The following is a 17360-nucleotide window of genomic DNA, read 5'->3' on the forward strand; positions in this document are numbered from 1 at the left end:
ACCCGACACCGCGTTCCCGCACGGCGGATGGCAGGCTGGTGCCGCTCATCCGTCGTCAGGCACACAGCGGGAAGGTCGGGTCACGCCATGGTGGAACCGTTCCGGGTCGAGGTCACCGTCCGGGGATACGAACTCGACACCCAGGGCCACCTCAACCAGGCCGTCTACCTCCAGTACTGCGAACACGCCCGCTGGGAGTGCCTGCGGGCCGCCGGCATCACCCAGGAGGCCCTGCTGGCGACCGGCGTCGGCCCGGCGGCACTGGAGAACACCATCAGGTTCCACCGCGAACTGCGCGGCGGCGACGAGCTGACGGTGAGCTGCGCCTGGCAGTGGGGCGGCGGCAAGACGTTCCGGCTGCGGCAGGAGATCGTCCGCGCCGACGGCGAACTCGCCGCCGAACTCACCGGCGTCGCGGGTCTGTTGGACCTCACCGAACGCCGGCTCGTCCGCGACCCCGCCGACCGCCTCCGCGCACTGGCCACCCACCCCGACCTGCTCGGGCTCTGACCGGCGGCGGCGACCGCCGACTCTCCGCCCACCGCACCCTCGGACGTCCGAGGTACCCGTGCCGCCCGCCGGGCCCGATGCTGGCCGGGCCACCAGATCGGTGGCGCCCTGCGGGGCGTGGAGAAGGAGAAGACCGGGGATGACCAGCATCAGCAAGTTCCGTGCCACTCTGGCGGCCGGCGCCGCCGTCGCCGCGAGCGCGGCGGTCCTGATGGCGCCGGGCACTGCGAACGCCGCCTCCTACAGCGACTGCAAGAAGGGGAACATCTGCTTCTACACCGGCTCCAACGGCACCGGCCACATGTGCCAGTGGGACGGCAACGACTCCGACTGGCGGGGCGGCGGCATCACCTGCTCGTGGGCTGGCACCCACAACGTCAAGTCGGTGTACAACAACGGCTTCGCCAGCGGCTACAAGGATGTCGTCTACTACACCGGGGCCAACTACCAGAACCGGATCGGCTGCACCAAGGTCGGTAACCAGGGCAACCTCGCGGGCACCTACAAGCTCCGTTCCCACAAGTGGGTCACGAGCTGCTGATCCGCGCCTCCCTGCCGTCCCACCGGAACGGTCCCGTCGCCCGGCCCGAGGCCGGCGACGGGACCGTCCCGCGTCCGCCGCCCCGAAGGGCCGTCACCCCGCTGGCGCCGTCGCCCATCGCGACGCCCGCCACTCCGACGCCAGCATCGCGTAGTGCAGCTCGCTGCCCCACTCGTCCTTGAAGATCTCCGACTCCACGAAGTGCGCCTCGCGCCGCATCCCCAGGCGCTCCATCAGCCGCCACGAGCCCTCGTTGCGCGGATCGCAGCGCCCGATCACCCGGTGCAGGCCCAGCTCCTCGAACCCGAGCCGCAGCATCTCGACGGCAGCCTCGCTCGCGTAACCCCGGCCCTGGGACCCGGGGTGGAACACGAACCCGAACTCACCCTGCCGGTGCCGCCTGCTCAGCCACTCCAGCAGCACGTAGCCGATCACCCGGCCGTCCGCCTCGACGGCGAGCACCAACGTGTCGCCCTCCTCCCGGAGCGCGGTCTGTCCCTGCCTCCGTGCCAGCTCGGCGGCGGTCTCCGCGCGGCTCCTCGGGTTGTTGTACAGGTACCGGGCCACCTCCGGCAGCGACTCGAACGCGTACATGTCGTCCTCGTCCGCCGCCTGGAACGGCCGCAGCACCAACCGCCGGGTCGTGAGCGCTTCCCGGATCTCGATCACCTGTCACCCCCATCGTCCGGGGCCCCACCTCAGGGCCCCCGACCCCGACCCTAGGCCGCGACCCGTGCCCTCCTCACCCGATTTCCCGCCGACCGCGACGCCGGTTGTCAAGGCGATTCCCCGAGCCGGCGGCGACTGTCGAAGCGGGCTCGCAGGCCCGTCACGGGGTCGGTGTACTCCAGCGTCGCGGCGAGGAGTTGCAGGGGCCGCGTGTAGTCGTCCTCCCCGTCCGCCTCGGCGACCACCCGCGGATAGAGCGGATCACCGAGGATCGGCAGGCCGAGCGCGTTCATGTGGACGCGCAGCTGGTGGGTGCGGCCGGTGTGCGGCACCAGGCGGTACAGGCCCCGGCCGGCGCGGTGCTCCAGCAGCTCGACGCGGCTCTCGCTGTTGGGCTCGCCCGGCACCTCGCGGGCGGTCAGCTCCCCGCGCTCCTTGACGATGCGGCTCCGGACGGTCGCCGGGAGCGGCACCCGCGGGTCGAACGCCGCCACCGCGCGGTACTCCTTCCGCACCCGCCGCAGCTGGAACAGCGACTGGTAGGCGCCCCGGTGGCGCGGCTGGACGACAAACAGGACCAGCCCGGCCGTCAGCCGGTCGAGGCGGTGGGCGGGCTGGAGGTCGGGCAGGCCGAGGTCGCGGCGGAGCCGGGCGAGCGCGGTGTCGGTGACATGCCCGCCGCGGGGAGTGGTGGCGAGGAAGTGCGGCTTGTCGGCGACGACCACCCGCTCGTCCCGGTACACGACCTCCACCTCGAACGGCACCGGCTCCTCCGGCGCGAACTCCCGGTGGAACCACACGTACAGCCCGGCTTGATAGGGCGCCTCACGGCCGAGCGGCCCCTCCGCCGTGACAAAGTCCCCGGCCCTCAGCATCTCGTCCACCCGCCGGGGACCGATCGCCTGCCCGAACCGCGCCACCAGATGGTCCCGCACGGTCGGCCACCGCCCGTCCGGGTCCGGCGGCAGCCGCAGCCGTACCGGGTCGACACCCCTCCGCTGCTCCAGCGGGGCCGGCGGAGTCCGTCGCCCACGTGTCATCTCAACCGCCGTGCCCCGCCTGTCCGAGTGCCGTCCACCGCACCTCACCGGCGCGCTCGGCCAGTCTCCCACCCGCCGCGACAACGCCCCCGTCCGCACCGCGGGACGGGGGTCCTGCGCGGCCGCCGTGGTCGGCATACTGGCCGGCGCCCTTGATCATCACCACCGTCCAGCAGGAGGAAGCATGGCCGCCGGTTTCAGGACCGTCATCGAGGTGGGCGAGGACCATCTCGGACAAGCCCGGTCCGTCGACAGGCTGTTCCAGGAGGCGATCGCCCCCGCGACCGTCAACTTCGACTTCGAGCACATCAGGGAGGCGGCCGCCGCCGTGCCCCGCGGTGAGATCGTGCGCATGGTGCGCGGCTGGAGGCTCCAGGAGGAGGCCCCCGTCATGGTCATGGTGCTGTCGCTCAAGGAGGCGGTGCGTCAGGCGCTGCCGCAGGAGTGCGCCGACGCGGGCTTCTGGGGCACCGTCGAGCGTGAACTGCTCCACGCCTTCACCGGCCTCGCCGCCCAGGGAGACGCACCCGGCCTCGCGTACTACGACGAGGGCCCCGACCACACGAGCTACTACCGGGACCTGTTCTTCGCCCTCCAGGACGCGGACACCGACGAGCACCTGTACGCGCTCGCCTGCTGCATCGACGTGACACTCGGTGTCGACAAGGCACGCGCCGGCGCCCTGGAGCCCACCGACGTGGTGCCCTTCTCGACCGTGCTCAACGCGATCGTGCTGCGCCAGCGGCTACCCCTCGCGATCTGACCCCCGACCGCCGCGGCCCGCCGTCCCGGGCCGCCCTTCCCCGTTCTCCACGCGGCCGCTCCCACGAGGCCCGCGAGCACCCCCGAAAAGCAGAAGAACCCCAGCTGAACTGGGGTTCTGTGAGAGTGTCCGAGGGGGGACTTGAACCCCCACGCCCGATAAAGGGCACTAGCACCTCAAGCTAGCGCGTCTGCCATTCCGCCACCCGGACCGGTGAGCTGCGGGCCCGGATCTCCGCCGTGCCTCGCGACGTCGACAACCATAACACCTGATGGGGGCGGTTCGATCACGCGGCGGCCTTGGGCGGGGTGTGCGGAGGCGGGAGGATGGGGACGACCACTACTTCAGGAGGCAGCGTGAGTGCGACGAACCCGGTCGGGCAGGGCGGCGGCACCGGTGTGAGCGGCGAGGACGAGGTCGTCGACCTGTGCCGGGACCTGATCCGGATCGACACCAGCAACTTCGGTGGAGGCGACGCCAGGGGTGAGCGGGCGGCGGCGGAGTACGTCGCCGAGAAGCTGGCCGAGGTCGGCGTGGAGTCGAAGATCATCGAGTCCGAGCGCGGGCGGGCGTCGCTGGTGGCGCGGATCGAGGGGGAGGACCCCTCGCGGCCCGCGCTGCTGATCCACGGGCACACGGACGTGGTGCCGGCGGACGCCTCGGACTGGACGTACGACCCGTTCGCGGGTGAGATCGCCGACGGATGCCTGTGGGGTCGCGGCGCGGTGGACATGAAGGACATGGACGCCATGACGCTCGCGGTGATCCGGGACCGGATGCGCAGCGGGCGCCGTCCGCCGCGCGACGTGGTGCTGGCGTTCCTCGCCGACGAGGAGGCCGGCGGCGTCTTCGGCGCCCGGCACCTGGTGGACCACCACCGGGAGCACTTCGACGGGGTGACCGAGGCGATCGGCGAGGTCGGCGGATTCTCCTTCACCGTCAACGACGATCTGCGGTTGTACCTGATCGAGACCGCCCAGAAGGGCATGCACTGGATGCGGTTGGAGGTGGAGGGCACCGCCGGGCACGGCTCGATGGTCAACCGGGACAACGCGATCACCGAACTGAGTGAGGCCGTCGCCCGGCTGGGACGGCACAGGTTCCCCGTCCGGGCCACCAAGACCGTGCGGTCCTTCCTGGACGAGTTGGGGGACGCGCTCGGCACCGAGCTGGACCCGGAGGACATGGAGGAGACGCTCGCCAAGCTGGGCGGAATCGCGCGGATCATCGGCGCGACGCTCCAGAACACCGCCGCGCCGACGCAGCTCAACGCCGGCTACAAGGTGAACGTGATCCCCGGCAAGGCGACCGCGCACGTGGACGGACGCTTCCTCCCCGGGCACGAGGAGGAGTTCCTGGCCGATCTCGACCGGGTCCTCGGCCCCCGGGTCCGGCGGATCTCCGAGCACTCCGACAGGGCGCTGGAGACCACGTTCGACGGTGCGCTGGTGGACGCGATGCAGTCGGCGCTGAAGGCGGAGGACCGGGCGGCCCGAGCCGTGCCGTACATGCTCTCCGGCGGCACCGACGCCAAGCACTTCGACGACCTCGACATCCGCTGCTTCGGTTTTGCGCCGCTGAAGCTGCCGCCGGAGCTGGACTTCGCGGGCATGTTCCACGGCGTCGACGAGCGGGTACCTCTGGACGGTCTGAAGTTCGGCGTGCGGGTGCTCGACCGCTTCCTCGACCAGTGCTGAGGCAGCTGCCGGTTTCGGAGAACGCCTGGTCAGGTGGGTCGTCAGCGGTGCGTGAGGTGGGGGCCGGAGCGGAGCCGGCGCACCGAACAGCCGAATCGGCCGTGTGTTTGCGACTACTCAGGACGGGTGAATAGGCGGCACTGGTCGTAGCCCGCCCCACGCCTCCTCGTTACAGGTGGTGCGGTCCGCAGCTTGGATCGCATTGCCAACTAGGAGGAAAAATGCTCAAGAAGGTCGTCGCTGCCGCGGCTGCCACCGGTGGTCTGGTGCTCGCTGGCGCTGGTGTCGCCTCTGCGTCCGCCGGCGCGCAGGCCGCCGCCGTGGGTTCCCCCGGTGTCCTGTCCGGCAACGTCATCCAGGTGCCGGTTCACGTCCCGGTGAACGTCTGCGGCAACACCGTTTCCGTCATCGGGCTGCTGAACCCGACCTTCGGCAACACCTGCGTCAACCACTGATCTCTCTCTTTCACGAGGGATGACGCCGCGACCCCGGAGCGCGCGCCATGCGCTCCGGGGTCGCCGGGTTCCGGGCGAGCAGGTGCGACTGCCGGCGCTACGCCGCGCCCCGCTCGCGTACACGCAAGCAAGAAGGCAGGAATCAACCATGCGACAGGCCACCCGAAACAGTCTGGTGACGTTTGCCGCGGCGGGCGGCGTGCTCGCCCTGGCGAGCGGCACCGCGCACGCGGGGTCGAGCGCCGAGAGCCAGGCCCACGGCTCGCCCGGCGTGCTCTCCGGCAACTCCGTCCAGGCGCCGGTGCACGTGCCGGTCAACGCCTGCGGCAACACGGTCACCGTCGTCGGCGGTCTCAACCCGGCCATGGGCAACCAGTGCGCCAACGTCAGCTCCCCGCCGAAGGGCAAGCAGCAGGGCGGCAAGGGGCACCAGGACGGCGGCAAGGACCAGGGCGGTCACCACGGTGGCGGCCACCAGGGTGGCGGTCACCACGGTGGCGGCCACCAGGATGGCGGTCACCACGGTGGGGGTCACCAGGGCGGCGGCCACCACGGTGGCGGCTCCCACGCGCACGGCGAGACCGTGGGCTCGCCCGGTGTCGGCTCCGGCAACAACGTGCAGGTCCCGGTCGACGTCCCGGTCAACGCCTGCGGCAACACCGTCAACGTGGTCGGCCTCCTGAACCCGGCCATGGGCAACCAGTGCGGCAACGTCGGCAAGCCGGGGAAGCCCGGGAAGCCGGGCAAGCCGGGTGAGCCGGGTGAGCCCGGCCCGGAGACGCCGGAGAAGCCGCGCACTCCGGAGGTTCCGGAGGAGGAGAGCCCGGAGAGCCGGACTCCCGAGACCCCGGGCAAGCCGTCCGAGGAGGTCGAGCCGTCGGACCGCGGCCCGCAGAAGCAGGTCTCACCGCAGACCGAGCGGACGCAGGCCCAGCCCGAGCTGGCCCAGACCGGCGCCTCGACGCTGGGCACCGCCGCGCCGGTGGGTGCGGCCCTGCTGCTCGGCGGCTACGTGCTCTACCGTCGCGCCCGCGTCGCGCGGCGCTGACGTGGCGGCCCTCAGCGGGCCGTGAGGAACAGGGCGGGAAAAGGTAGGACATGAAGCGGGTGCCGCGGGGGCGGAGCCCGCTTCATGGCGTGCACGGCCCGTCTCACCAGGTGGCACGCAACTGGCGGATGATCCGCCGCCGCAGCCGCACCCGGCGGCTGCCGTCCGGGTGGAGCCTCAGACGGTCCAACTCCCAGTGCCCGTACTCGGCGTGTTCGGTCAGCAGGCGGGTGGTCGCGCTGCGGGAGACCCCTCGTGGGACGTACACGTCCCGAAATTCGTATTCCGGCATCGCATCTATTGTGCGTGCAGGGGCCGACTACGGATAGCGTCTGCACTATGTCTGATGCTGCGCAGCCCACCGCTGCCGAGGTACGAGCCGCCGTCGAAGCGCTGAAGACCGCGCTGGACCGTCACCTCGACGCCATCGAACGACGGGACGCGACCGAGGAGCCGGCCGCGGAGGCGGACGCGGCCGTCTACTCGGCGTTCAACGAACTCGCCGCCGCCGGCGAGGCCTACGACGCGCTGCTCTACGACGCGTACGACGAGGTCACCCCCTTCGAGATCCCCGGCGGCGACCAAGTCCCGGACTACCTGGGGCCCGACGATCCCAGCGCGCTGAGCGTGCTGGTCCGCCGGGACTACACGGTCGCCGAGCCGCTGCGGCTGCTGGCGCAGGCGCGGCGGATCACCGAACTCGATCCGGACGCGACCGACCTGGCCGGCGAGGGCGAGGAGGCCGGCAGCAGCGTGCACGCGGCGCTCGGCGTGCTCTTCGGCGAGTTCGAGCCGGACGAGATCGCCACCCGGCACAAGGAGTTCGGCCTGGAGGAGGGCGACTCCACGGTGTGGGTGCAGGCCGCCGACGAGGCGCCGGAGCCGGGGGAGTGGCTGAACGCGCCCTTCGACGTGGCCGACCCGCAGCGGGTGGTGTGCCGCTTCGACATCAGCTCCGTCTTCGACGAGGACGAGCTGTACGGGCCGGAGGAGTCCGCCCGCTGACCCGTCCGTCCGCGCGGGCGGGCGGAGGGTCGCGGAAAGCCCGGCGGGCCGGCCCGCCGGGCTGGGCTCGGGTCGGGCCGGGTCGGGTCAGCCGGCCTCGGCGGCGGACTGTGCGGCCGACTGCGCGGAGAGCAGGGAGCGCAGCCGGGTGTGCCGTTCGGCGCCCGGCCGCTCGGCCACCGCCCGAGGCAGCTCGGAGCCGACGCCGTGCACCACCGAGACGTGCCGCAGCCCACGGCCGAACGCCGTGTACACCCAGGGGCGGTCGAGCGCCTCGCCGGCGTCGCCCGGCAGGACGACCACCACCGCCGGCCAGCGGCGGCCCACGGCCTGGTGGGCGGTGACGGCCCAGCCGTGCCGGACGGTCGTGGCGACCAGCTCGCGCGGGACGACCAGCGGCCGGCCCGCGCACTCCAGCCGCAGGCCCTCCGCGTCGGCACCGACCACCCGGGCGTGCAGCGCCCGGCCCGGGCCGGGCGTGTAGACCACCCGGTCCTCCGGGTCGAAGCCGCCGAAGGCGCCCGGCCCCGGGTTCAGCCGGGCCTTGAGGGCGGCGTTCAGTGCGGTCGTGCCGGCGCCGCCGCCGTGCCCGACGGTGACCACCCGCGTCTCCGATGCCGGCACGCCGACCGCGCGCGGCACCGAGTCGGTGACCAGCTGGACGGCCCGGTGCACGGCCTCACCCGCGTCCCGTACCGGCACGATCACCAGCTCGCGGTCGGGGGCCTCGACCTGGAGCAGCTCGCCCGCCCCCACGCCGGAGACCAGCTCACCGAGCGGCCCCGGGTCGGGCGTGCGGGAGGACACGTGCGGGCAGACACCGGCCGCGAGCACGTCCCCGAGAACCCGGCCCGGCCCGACCGGCCCGAGGCCGAGCGGGTCGCCGCTGAGCACCAGCCGGGACCCGTCGGCCAGCGACTCCGCGACCGCCGCTCCGGCCTCGGTGTCCAGCAGCGCGGCGTCGGTGACGGCCAGCAGGTCCAGGGCCAGCGCGCCCTCGGCGTCCCGCCCCGGGCCCTCCGCGCCGGCCAGCAGCCCGGCGAGCGTGGCGACCCCGGCGCCGGCGGGCGTGTCGTCGGACGGCGCTTCGGTGGGCTCGGGCAGCAGCGCGGCGAAGCGGTCGCGGGCGTCGTCCGTGGCGGTCACCGCCCAGGCCCGGAGGCCCACCGACGTCGCGGCGGCCAGCAGTTCGGCGATCTCGGCCCGGGAGGCCTCGCCGCCGGTGTGCGTCACCAGGGCGTGGCCTGCGACACGCCGCACGAGTTCGGCGGCGGACGGGGACCTGGTGGCCCGGGCGGCCCCCTCCCACGCCTCGTCGCCGCCGGGCGGCGGCGCGTCGCCGTCGGGGCGCTCGGCGGCGAAGGTGCTGACCAGCCGGTACAGCCCCTCGGCCAGCGACTCCTCGGCGACCGCCCAGCGTTCGAGCCCGTACAGCCGGACGCCGGGCGGCGGCTCCTCCTCGGACACGTCGTCCGACGCGTCGGCGGGCGCGGCGGTCCCCGCCTCGGGAGCCGGTTCGTGGAAGTCGACGAGCTGCCCCTCGGCGACCGCCGACTCCAGGGCGGCCTCCGCGTCCGCGACACCGAGGCCGGCGAGCCGCCGCACGAGGCCGTCGTGGTCGAGTACGGTGTGCCCGCTGAGCGCGGCCCGCAGAAGCGTCCACTGGGCCAACGCCGGGCCGCGACGCGGGTCCTGGGGGTCGCACTCGGCGCCGAGCAGCGCGCGGGCGAACCCGTCCGCCTGCTCGGGACGTACACCCGGGACCGTCAGGAGCCGCCACGGGTCGGCGCGCAGCGCCTCGGCCGCCTCGCCGCCGAGCGCCATGGCCGCGGGCAGGGCCAGCGACGGCGGCGCGCCACCCTCCGCGAACAGGTCGGCGAGCCCGGGCGGAACCTCCACGCGGGGCCGGCCGGCCGGGTCGGCCGGATCGCCGCCGACCGCTGCGGCGGGCGGCACCGCCGGGCGGGCCGGACGGCGGGCCTCCGGCGCCGGCCGGGTGTAGAACTCGGCCGCCGCGCGCTCCCCGCTCTCCACGGCCCGGACGGCCGCCAGGAGTTCGGCCGCACGCCCGGCAAGCTTCCCTCCGGCCTCCGGTACCGGGCGGGCACCGCGTCCACGCGGCTCGGTCGGGTCCCCGCCGGCGTCCCCCGCGTCGCCGGCGTCCCCCGTGCCGTCGCCACCGCCGCTGCCACCGTCCGCCGGGTCTTCCGCAGCGTCCGCCGGGTCGTCGGCGCCGGCCTCCGCCTCGGCGGTGTTGTCCCCGGCCGCCTCGGCCGGAGACGGCTCGGAACGCGCGCCCTCCGGCCCGCGCGCGTCGCTCGCCGCGCGCGTCGCGCTTCCGTCGTCCGGGCCCTCCGCGCGGTCGGTGGCGTCGGTCGGCGGCGGTGGGGTGGTCACAGCGTGCTCCAGTCCTGGTCGGGATAGCGGTGCACCGGGGCGGAGACCTCGTCGAGGGCCCGGGTGATCTCGTCAGGAAGAGTAAGGGCTTCCGCTGACAACGCCTGGCCGAGCTGCTGGGCGTTGCGCGCGCCGACCAGCGGCGCCGCGACACCGGGCCGGTCGCGGACCCAGGCGAGGGCGACCTGGAGCGGGCTGACGGCGAGTCCGTCGGCGGCGGTGGTCACGGCGTCGACGATGCGGTCGGCGGTGCTGTCGAGGTAGGGCGCGACAAAGGCCGCCATGCGCTCCCCGGTGCCGCGTGAGCCGGCCGGCGCCGCGCCGTCCCGGTACTTGCCGGTGAGTACGCCGCGGCCGAGCGGGGAGGAGGGCAGCAGGCCGACGCCCAGGTCGCGGGCGGCGGGCAACGCCTCCCGCTCCACGCCGCGTTGCAGCAGCGAGTACTCCAGCTGGACGCCGGCCAGCCGGGCCCGGCCGGGGGTCGCGAGCTGCCAGGTGGCGGCCTTGGCGAGCTGCCATCCGCTGAACCCGCAGACGCCGACGTAGCGGGCGCGGCCGCTGGAGACGGCGACGTCCAGGGCGTGCAGGGTCTCCTCCGTCGGAGTGAGCGGGTCGAAGGCGTGGACCTGCCAGAGGTCCACGTGGTCGGTGCCGAGCCGGCGCAGGGAGGAGTCCAACGCGGTCAGCAGGTGGCCGCGCGAGGCGTCGACCGCGCGGTGCGGGTCGGCGACACAGCCCGATTTGGTCGCGATGACGAGGTCCTCGCGGGGCACGATGGACTCCAGCAGCCGGCCGAGCAGGTGTTCGGCGGTGCCGTCGGCGTACACGTCGGCGGTGTCGACGAGCGTGCCGCCCGCCTCCCAGAAGGCCTTGAGTACGGCCGCGGCCTCCTGGTCGCTGGTCTCGCGGCCCCAGCTGAGGGTGCCCAGTCCCAGCCGGGACACCCGCAGGCCGGTGTGGCCCAGCTGTCTTGGCTCCATGGGCGTTGAGGGTAGTTCGGGCGGCCGCTAGAGTCCGCAGGGACAACGACGTTACCGGCCGGTAAGGGAGAGTGCGATGCGACTCGGGATCAACCTCGGCTACTGGGGTGCCGGCATGGACCAGGACAACCTGGCCGTCGCCCAGGAGGCGGAACGGCTCGGGTACGAGGTGTGCTGGGCCGCCGAGGCGTACGGCTCGGACGCGCCGACCGTGCTGGCGTGGGTGGCGGCCCAGACGAGCACGATCGACGTGGGTTCGGCGATCTTCCAGATCCCGGCCCGGACGCCGGCGATGACGGCGATGACCGCCGCGACCCTGGACACCCTCTCCGGCGGCCGCTTCCGGCTGGGGCTCGGGGTCTCCGGGCCGCAGGTCTCCGAGGGCTGGTACGGGGTGCGGTTCGACCGGCCGCTGAGCCGCACCCGGGAGTACGTCGAGATCGTCCGGAAGGCGATGAGCCGGGAGCGGCTGACGCACCAGGGCGAGCACTGGACGCTGCCACTGCCGGACGGCCCGGGCAAGCCGATCAAGCTGACCGTGCATCCGGTGCGTGAGCGGGTCCCGCTCTACATCGCCGCGATCGGCCCGAAGAACCTGGAGCAGACCGGTGAGATCGCCGACGGGGCCCTGCTGATCTTCTTCGCGCCCGAGCACGCCGAGGAGACCACGCTGTCCGCTCTGCGCGCCGGGCGGCGGAAGGCCGGGCTGACGATGGACGGCTTCGACGTCTGCCCGACGGTGCCGCTCGCGGTCGGCGAGGACGTGGGCGCGCTGGCCGACACCTTCCGGCCGTACACGGCCCTGTACGTGGGCGGCATGGGCAGCCGGAAGCAGAACTTCTACAACCGCCTCGCGCAGCGCATGGGTTACGAGAAGGAGGCCGCCGAGATCCAGGACCGGTATCTGGCGGGCGACAAGCAGGGCGCCGCGGCCGCGGTCCCGGAGCGGCTGATCGACTCCACCACGCTGCTCGGCCCGGTCGAGCGGATCGCCGACCGCATGCGGGCCTACGCCGAAGCCGGGGTGACCACCCTGTCCCTGGCGCCCGCCGGCTTCACCCTGGAGGAGCGGCTGGTGTCGCTGCGTGCCGGAGTGGAGGCACTGGAGCGCAGCGGCGCCGCCTGAGAGCGGCGGCCCAGCGTGACGTTGCGGTCCAGCGTGACGTTTCTGCGGCCGTGGTGGGGGCTCGGGGTCTCCCCGCCACGGCCGTCACCGGGCACAACGCCCGAGGGCCCGCCCGGGTTACGGCCTGAACGCTCCCGGGACGGTTCCGTCCCGGGAGGCAGGCCCTACGCTGGCAGGCATGCCCATACTGCTCGTCGTCCGACACGGCCGGTCCACCGCCAACACCTCCGGCGTGCTCGCGGGCCGCGCCCCCGGGGTGGAGCTGGACGCCCACGGCACCGCGCAGGCCGAGGCGCTGCCCGACCGCCTGGCCGGGCTGCCGCTCGCGGCGGCCGTGCGCAGCCCGGTGCTGCGGTGCCGGCGCACGCTGGAGCCGCTGCTGGCCCGCCGCCCCGAGCTGGCCGACATCGTCGACGAGCGCATCAGCGAGTGCGACTACGGGGACTGGACGGGCCGCAAGCTCAGCGAGCTGATGGACGAGCCGCTGATGGCGACCGTCCAGCAGCACCCGACCGCGGCGGCGTTCCCCGGCGGGGAGTCGATGCGCGAGATGCAGCGGCGCGCGGTGGCCGCCGTCTACGACTGGAACGAGCGGATCGCCCGGGAGCACGGCCCGGACGCCGTCTACCTGATGTGCACCCACGGCGACGTGGTGAAGTCGATCGTCGCCGACGCGCTCGGGCTGCACCTCGACCTCTTCCAGCGGATCACCGCGGAGCCCGGTTCGGTGACCGCGATCCGCTACACCCCGCTGCGGCCGTTCCTGCTGAGGCTCGGGGACACCGGCGACCTCTCCTCCCTCGCCGGGCGGGCCGCCGACGCACCGGACGGCGGCACCGCGCCCCACGGCGGCACGGTTCCGGCCGGCGGGGCGGACGGTTCCGGCCAGGCCGTGGTGGGCGGCGGCGCGTGAACCGCCCGGCGGCGCCGGCGGGAACGACCGCCGGGTCAGCACGCTGATCGTCTCGGGCAGTAGGGTGCCAGTAACCCCTAAGCCCAACCGTTGGAGCAGGACGTGTCCCGTCAGGTCTTCCTATACGACCCCCCGGACCGGTTTGTCGCCGGCACGGTCGGACTGCCCGGGCGGCGCACCTTCTACCTGCAGGCATCCGCCGGCGGTCGCACCACCAGCGTGGCGCTGGAGAAGGCGCAGGTCGAGGCGCTGGCCGAGCGGATCGACGAACTGCTGGACGAGGTCGTGCGGCGCAGCGGCGGCAACGCGCCCGTGCCGGCCGTCGCCCCGTCCGAACTCGCCGACACCGCGCCGCTGGAGACGCCGGTCGAGGAGGAGTTCCGGGTCGGCACGATGGCGCTTGCCTGGGACGGCGAGAGCGAGCGCATGGTCATCGAGGCGCAGGCCCTCGTCGAGTTGGAGGCCGACTCGGAGGAGGACCTGGCCGCGGCGGAGGAACGGCTGCTCCAGGACGACGAGAACGGCCCGCCGATGCTGCGGGTGCGCGTCACGGGACAGATGGCCAGGGCCTTCGCCAAGCGGGCCATCGAGGTCGTCAACGCGGGCCGCCCCCCGTGCCCGCTGTGCAGCCTGCCGCTCGACCCGGAGGGACACGTATGCCCGCGTCAGAACGGATACCGCCGGGGCGCGAGCTGAACACCGCGCGGCTGCTCGCCGAGGGCGAACTGACGGTCGTCGGCCGCATCCCGGACGCCTCGAACGCGGTGCTGTACGCCACGGTCACCGCCGAGGGGCACCGGGTGGGCTGTGTGTACAAGCCGGTCGCGGGGGAGCGGCCGCTGTGGGACTTCCCCGACGGCACGTTGGCCGGCCGGGAGGTCGCGGCGTACGAGGTCTGCCGCGCGCTCGGCTGGGACCTGGTCCCGCCGACCGTGCTGCGGGACGGGCCGCTCGGCCCCGGCATGTGCCAGGAATGGGTGGGCGCCGACCCGCTGGAGGACCCGGAGGAGGGCCCCGCCACGACGACTCCGGCCGAGCCGGCCGCGGAGCTGGTCGCCGGGGACGGGTCGGAAGGACCCGAGGTGCTGGCCAGCCTCAGCCCCACCGGCCTGGTGGCGCTGCTGGAGACCGGGGACCCGGGGTCCGGCTGGAAACCGGTGGGCCACGCCTCGGTGCCGGACGACAGCACCGGCGGCGAGCGCCCGGCGCTGCTGGCCCACGCCGACGACAGCCGGCTGCGGCGCACGGCGGTGCTGGACGCCGTCGTCAACAACGCGGACCGCAAGGGCGGCCACCTGCTGGCGCTGCCGGACGGCGGCCTGCGGGTCATCGACCACGGAGTGACCTTCCACACCGACGACAAGCTCCGCACCCTCCTGTGGGGCTGGGCCGGCGAATCGCTGCCCGAGGAGGCCGTACGGGCGCTGCGGCGACTGGCGGAGGAACTGGCGGAGGGCGGCACGCTGGCCGCCCGGCTGGCGGAACTGCTGTCCGCCGCCGAGCTGGACGCCCTGCGCAAGCGCGTCGGCGCGCTGCTGGCCACCGGCCGCCATCCGCTCCCCGGTGGCGACTGGCCGGCCATCCCCTGGCCCCCGGTCTGAGCCCCGGCACACGGCACCAGCACACGGCACCGACTCGCGCAAGAGGGCTGTTCGAGCCATAGCGTGGCTCGGTGTCGTTGTACGAACCGTCGTGCGGTTACGCTCGTGACCATGCATGCCTGGCCCGCTTCCGAGGTCCCCGCCCTGCCCGGCAAGGGCCGCGACCTCCGGATCCACGACTCCGCGACCGGCGGACGGGTGACCTCCGCCCCCGGTCCCGTCGCCCGCATCTACGTCTGCGGCATCACGCCGTACGACGCCACCCACCTGGGACACGCGGCGACCTACAACGCCTTCGACCTCGTCCAGCGGGTCTGGCTGGACACCAAGCGGCAGGTGCACTACGTACAGAACGTCACCGACGTCGACGATCCACTGCTGGAGCGGGCGCAGGAGACGGGCGTCCCCTGGGAGCAGCTGGCCGAGCGTGAGACGGCCCTGTTCCGGGAGGACATGACGGCGCTGCGGATGCTGCCGCCGCAGCACTACATCGGCGCGGTGGAGGCGATACCGGCGATCGTGCCGCTCGTCGAGCGGCTGCGCGACGTCGGCGCCGCCTACGAGTTGGGCGGCGACGTCTACTTCTCGGTGGACGCCGACCCGCACTTCGGCGAGGTGTCGCGCCTCGACGCCGAGGTGATGCGGCGGCTGTCCGCGGAACGCGGCGGCGACCCCGACCGCGCGGGCAAGAAGAACCCGCTCGACCCCCTGCTCTGGCAGGCCGCCAGGGACGGCGAACCGCACTGGGACGGCGCCTCGCTCGGCACCGGCCGGCCCGGCTGGCACATCGAGTGCGTGGCGATCGCGCTGGAGCACCTGGGCATGGGCTTCGACGTCCAGGGCGGCGGCAGCGACCTCGCCTTCCCGCACCACGAGATGGGCGCCTCGCACGCCCAGGCGCTGACCGGCGAGTACCCGTTCGCGAAGGCCTACGTGCACGCGGGCATGGTCGCGCTGCACGGCGAGAAGATGTCCAAGTCCAAGGGCAACCTGGTGTTCGTCTCGGCCCTGCGCCGGGACGGCGTCGACCCTGCGGCCGTCCGCCTCACCCTGCTCGCCCACCACTACCGCGCCGACTGGGAGTACACCGACGCGGTCCTCGACGAGGCCACCGCGCGGCTGGCCCGCTGGCGCTCCGCGGTCTCCAGGCCCGACGGCCCGCCCGCCGAGGAACTGCTGGCCGAGGTCCGAGAGGCGCTGGCCGACGATCTCGACACGCCCTCCGCGCTGGCCGCCGTCGACCGCTGGGCCGAGCGCCAGCACGCCGAGGGCGGTACGGACGAGGGCGCGCCGGGGCTTGTCTCCCGCACCGTCGACGCGCTGCTGGGCGTCGCGCTGTGACGACGGGCCCGCGGGGCTGAAGGGACGGGCGCGCGGCGCCCGCAGGTGAACGCGCGGGCGGCGTCGGGAGCGTGGAGCACGCTTCCGACGCCGCCCGTCGGCGTGTCGAGGGGCGGTCAGCCGCTCTCGGGGCCGGCCTCCGCGTCGTGGTCGTCCTCCGGGCCGTTGCCCGAATCCGACCCCGCTCCCGAGTCCTTCGCCGGCCCGCCGGACGGGCGGCGGGGCGGCCGGCCTCGCGGGCCCGGCTCCCGCAGGTAGGGCCCGTTGTCCTGGCCGGCCGCCGGACCGCCCGGACCGCCCGGACCGCCCTGGCCGTCGCGCCGCCGCAGATAGCGTTCGAACTCCCGGGCGATGGCCTCGCCGGACGCCTCCGGCAGCTCGGCGGTGTCCCTGGCCTCCTCCAGCGTCTGCACGTACTCGGCCACCTCGCTGTCCTCGGCGGCGAGTTGGTCGACTCCGACCTGCCAGGCGCGGGCGTCCTCGCTCAGCTCGCCCAGCGGGACGCGCACCTCCAGCAGGTCCTCCAGCCGATTGAGCAGGGCGAGCGCCGCCTTCGGGTTCGGCGGCTGCGACACGTAGTGCGGTACGGCGGCCCACAGGCTCACCGCCGGCACCCCGGCGTGGGTGCAGGCCTCCTGGAGGATGCCGACGATGCCGGTGGGCCCCTCGTAGCGGGACTCCTCCAGGCCGAGCGAGGCCGCCAGGTCCGGGTCCGAGGTGACCCCGGTGACCGGGACGGGGCGGGTGTGCGGGGTGTCGCCGAGCAACGCGCCGAGGACGACGACAAGTTCGACGCCGAGTTCGTGGGCGAAGCCCAGCAGCTCGTTGCAGAAGGAGCGCCAGCGCATGCTGGGCTCGATGCCGCGCACCAGCACCAGGTCGCGCGGCTTGTCCCCACCGGTGCGGACCACCGAGAGCCGCGTCGTGGGCCAGGTCACCCGGCGCACCTTGCCGTCGAGCCAGACCTGCGGCCGGTTGACCTGGAAGTCGTAGTAGTCCTCGGCGTCCAGCGCCGCGAACACCTCGCCCTTCCACTCGCGGTCCAGGTGCGCGACCGCGGCGGAGGCGGCGTCTCCGGCGTCGTTCCAGCCCTCGAAAGCGGCGATCATGACCGGGTCGACCAGCTCGGGAACCCCCTCCAGCTCGATCACCCAGCGCCTCCTTCCGGCCGGTCGGGCCCGTGCCCGCGCCGGCTCACCGATGTTCCGTGCCCGCCAAGCCTACGACCATCGGGGCCGCTGGTTCAGTCCACGTGCGACCGGCGCCCTCGAACA

The 17360-nt window shown here is 73.9% G+C and carries 18 protein-coding genes and 1 tRNA gene; 12 read left to right on the forward strand and 7 right to left on the reverse strand.

Features of this window, described 5'->3' with window-relative positions:
• Positions 1-87 precede the first annotated feature (87 nt).
• On the forward strand, positions 88-510 hold the full coding sequence (locus GL263_RS00850; RefSeq protein ID WP_182853567.1) for an acyl-CoA thioesterase: 423 nt from the start codon (positions 88-90) through the stop codon (positions 508-510).
• Positions 511-649: 139 nt separating this feature from the next.
• The gene (locus tag GL263_RS00855) at positions 650-1051 is read left to right on the forward strand and encodes a peptidase inhibitor family I36 protein (protein WP_182853568.1); all 402 of its coding nucleotides are present in this window, start codon (positions 650-652) and stop codon (positions 1049-1051) included.
• A 93-nt stretch (positions 1052-1144) separates the two neighbouring features.
• Here the strand turns inward: GL263_RS00855 and GL263_RS00860 are convergent, their stop codons facing one another.
• Complete coding sequence (locus tag GL263_RS00860) at positions 1145-1720, reverse strand: GNAT family N-acetyltransferase (protein WP_182853569.1); 576 nt, start codon at positions 1718-1720, stop codon at positions 1145-1147.
• A gap of 107 nt (positions 1721-1827) precedes the next feature.
• Positions 1828-2760 (reverse strand): pseudouridine synthase, encoded by a 933-nt coding sequence (locus GL263_RS00865; RefSeq protein WP_182853570.1) that lies wholly within the window; start codon positions 2758-2760, stop codon positions 1828-1830.
• Positions 2761-2944: 184 nt separating this feature from the next.
• Between GL263_RS00865 and GL263_RS00870 the strand changes: the two genes are divergently transcribed.
• Entirely contained in the window at positions 2945-3523 is a 579-nt protein-coding gene (locus GL263_RS00870) for a Type-2Aa cytolytic delta-endotoxin (protein ID WP_182853571.1), read from the forward strand.
• Between the two features lie 126 nt (positions 3524-3649).
• On the opposite strand, the gene GL263_RS00875 is transcribed toward GL263_RS00870, so the two are convergent.
• Positions 3650-3734 (reverse strand) — tRNA-Leu (locus tag GL263_RS00875).
• 145 nt (positions 3735-3879) lie between these two features.
• Here GL263_RS00875 and GL263_RS00880 point away from each other — a divergent pair.
• The 3 genes from GL263_RS00880 (at position 3880) to GL263_RS28980 (ending at position 6723) form a co-directional block, all read left to right on the forward strand.
• Entirely contained in the window at positions 3880-5220 is a 1341-nt protein-coding gene (locus GL263_RS00880) for a M20/M25/M40 family metallo-hydrolase (RefSeq protein ID WP_323379196.1), read from the forward strand.
• 221 nt (positions 5221-5441) lie between these two features.
• Positions 5442-5675, forward strand: a complete 234-nt coding sequence (chpH, locus tag GL263_RS00885) for a chaplin ChpH (RefSeq protein WP_143649297.1) — start codon at positions 5442-5444, stop codon at positions 5673-5675.
• Positions 5676-5823: 148 nt separating this feature from the next.
• A complete protein-coding gene (locus GL263_RS28980) occupies positions 5824-6723 on the forward strand; it encodes a chaplin (protein ID WP_182853573.1) in 900 nt (299 codons plus the stop codon).
• Between the two features lie 103 nt (positions 6724-6826).
• On the opposite strand, the gene GL263_RS00895 is transcribed toward GL263_RS28980, so the two are convergent.
• Positions 6827-7015 (reverse strand): DUF5703 family protein, encoded by a 189-nt coding sequence (locus tag GL263_RS00895; RefSeq protein ID WP_143649295.1) that lies wholly within the window; start codon positions 7013-7015, stop codon positions 6827-6829.
• A 47-nt stretch (positions 7016-7062) separates the two neighbouring features.
• On the opposite strand from GL263_RS00895, the gene GL263_RS00900 reads away from it, so the two are divergent.
• Positions 7063-7728, forward strand: coding sequence for a hypothetical protein (locus GL263_RS00900; protein WP_182853574.1), 666 nt, complete (start codon positions 7063-7065; stop codon positions 7726-7728).
• A gap of 87 nt (positions 7729-7815) precedes the next feature.
• Here the strand turns inward: GL263_RS00900 and GL263_RS00905 are convergent, their stop codons facing one another.
• Together GL263_RS00905 and GL263_RS00910 are read right to left on the reverse strand one after the other, a co-directional pair.
• The gene (locus tag GL263_RS00905; protein WP_182853575.1) at positions 7816-10125 is read right to left on the reverse strand and encodes a helix-hairpin-helix domain-containing protein; all 2310 of its coding nucleotides are present in this window, start codon (positions 10123-10125) and stop codon (positions 7816-7818) included.
• Entirely contained in the window at positions 10122-11105 is a 984-nt protein-coding gene (locus GL263_RS00910) for an aldo/keto reductase (RefSeq protein ID WP_182853576.1), read from the reverse strand. The genes GL263_RS00905 and GL263_RS00910 overlap by 4 nt, the downstream gene beginning before the upstream one ends.
• A gap of 76 nt (positions 11106-11181) precedes the next feature.
• Between GL263_RS00910 and GL263_RS00915 the strand changes: the two genes are divergently transcribed.
• The 5 genes from GL263_RS00915 (at position 11182) to mshC (ending at position 16086) form a co-directional block, all read left to right on the forward strand.
• On the forward strand, positions 11182-12231 hold the full coding sequence (locus GL263_RS00915) for an LLM class F420-dependent oxidoreductase (RefSeq protein ID WP_182853577.1): 1050 nt from the start codon (positions 11182-11184) through the stop codon (positions 12229-12231).
• 178 nt (positions 12232-12409) lie between these two features.
• Entirely contained in the window at positions 12410-13144 is a 735-nt protein-coding gene (locus tag GL263_RS00920) for a histidine phosphatase family protein (RefSeq protein ID WP_182853578.1), read from the forward strand.
• Positions 13145-13246: 102 nt separating this feature from the next.
• Positions 13247-13840 (forward strand): DUF3090 domain-containing protein, encoded by a 594-nt coding sequence (locus GL263_RS00925; RefSeq protein WP_182853579.1) that lies wholly within the window; start codon positions 13247-13249, stop codon positions 13838-13840.
• Complete coding sequence (locus GL263_RS00930) at positions 13801-14745, forward strand: SCO1664 family protein (protein WP_182853580.1); 945 nt, start codon at positions 13801-13803, stop codon at positions 14743-14745. Before GL263_RS00925 ends, GL263_RS00930 begins: the two co-directional genes overlap by 40 nt.
• Before the next feature lie 111 nt (positions 14746-14856).
• Positions 14857-16086, forward strand: coding sequence for a cysteine--1-D-myo-inosityl 2-amino-2-deoxy-alpha-D-glucopyranoside ligase (mshC, locus tag GL263_RS00935; RefSeq protein WP_182853581.1), 1230 nt, complete (start codon positions 14857-14859; stop codon positions 16084-16086).
• 116 nt (positions 16087-16202) lie between these two features.
• On the opposite strand, the gene GL263_RS00940 is transcribed toward mshC, so the two are convergent.
• Positions 16203-17237, reverse strand: coding sequence for a PAC2 family protein (locus tag GL263_RS00940; protein ID WP_182853582.1), 1035 nt, complete (start codon positions 17235-17237; stop codon positions 16203-16205).
• Positions 17238-17360 lie beyond the last annotated feature (123 nt).

It is taken from the genome of Streptomyces durbertensis, assembly GCF_014156695.1.
GTDB lineage: Bacteria > Actinomycetota > Actinomycetes > Streptomycetales > Streptomycetaceae > Streptomyces > Streptomyces durbertensis.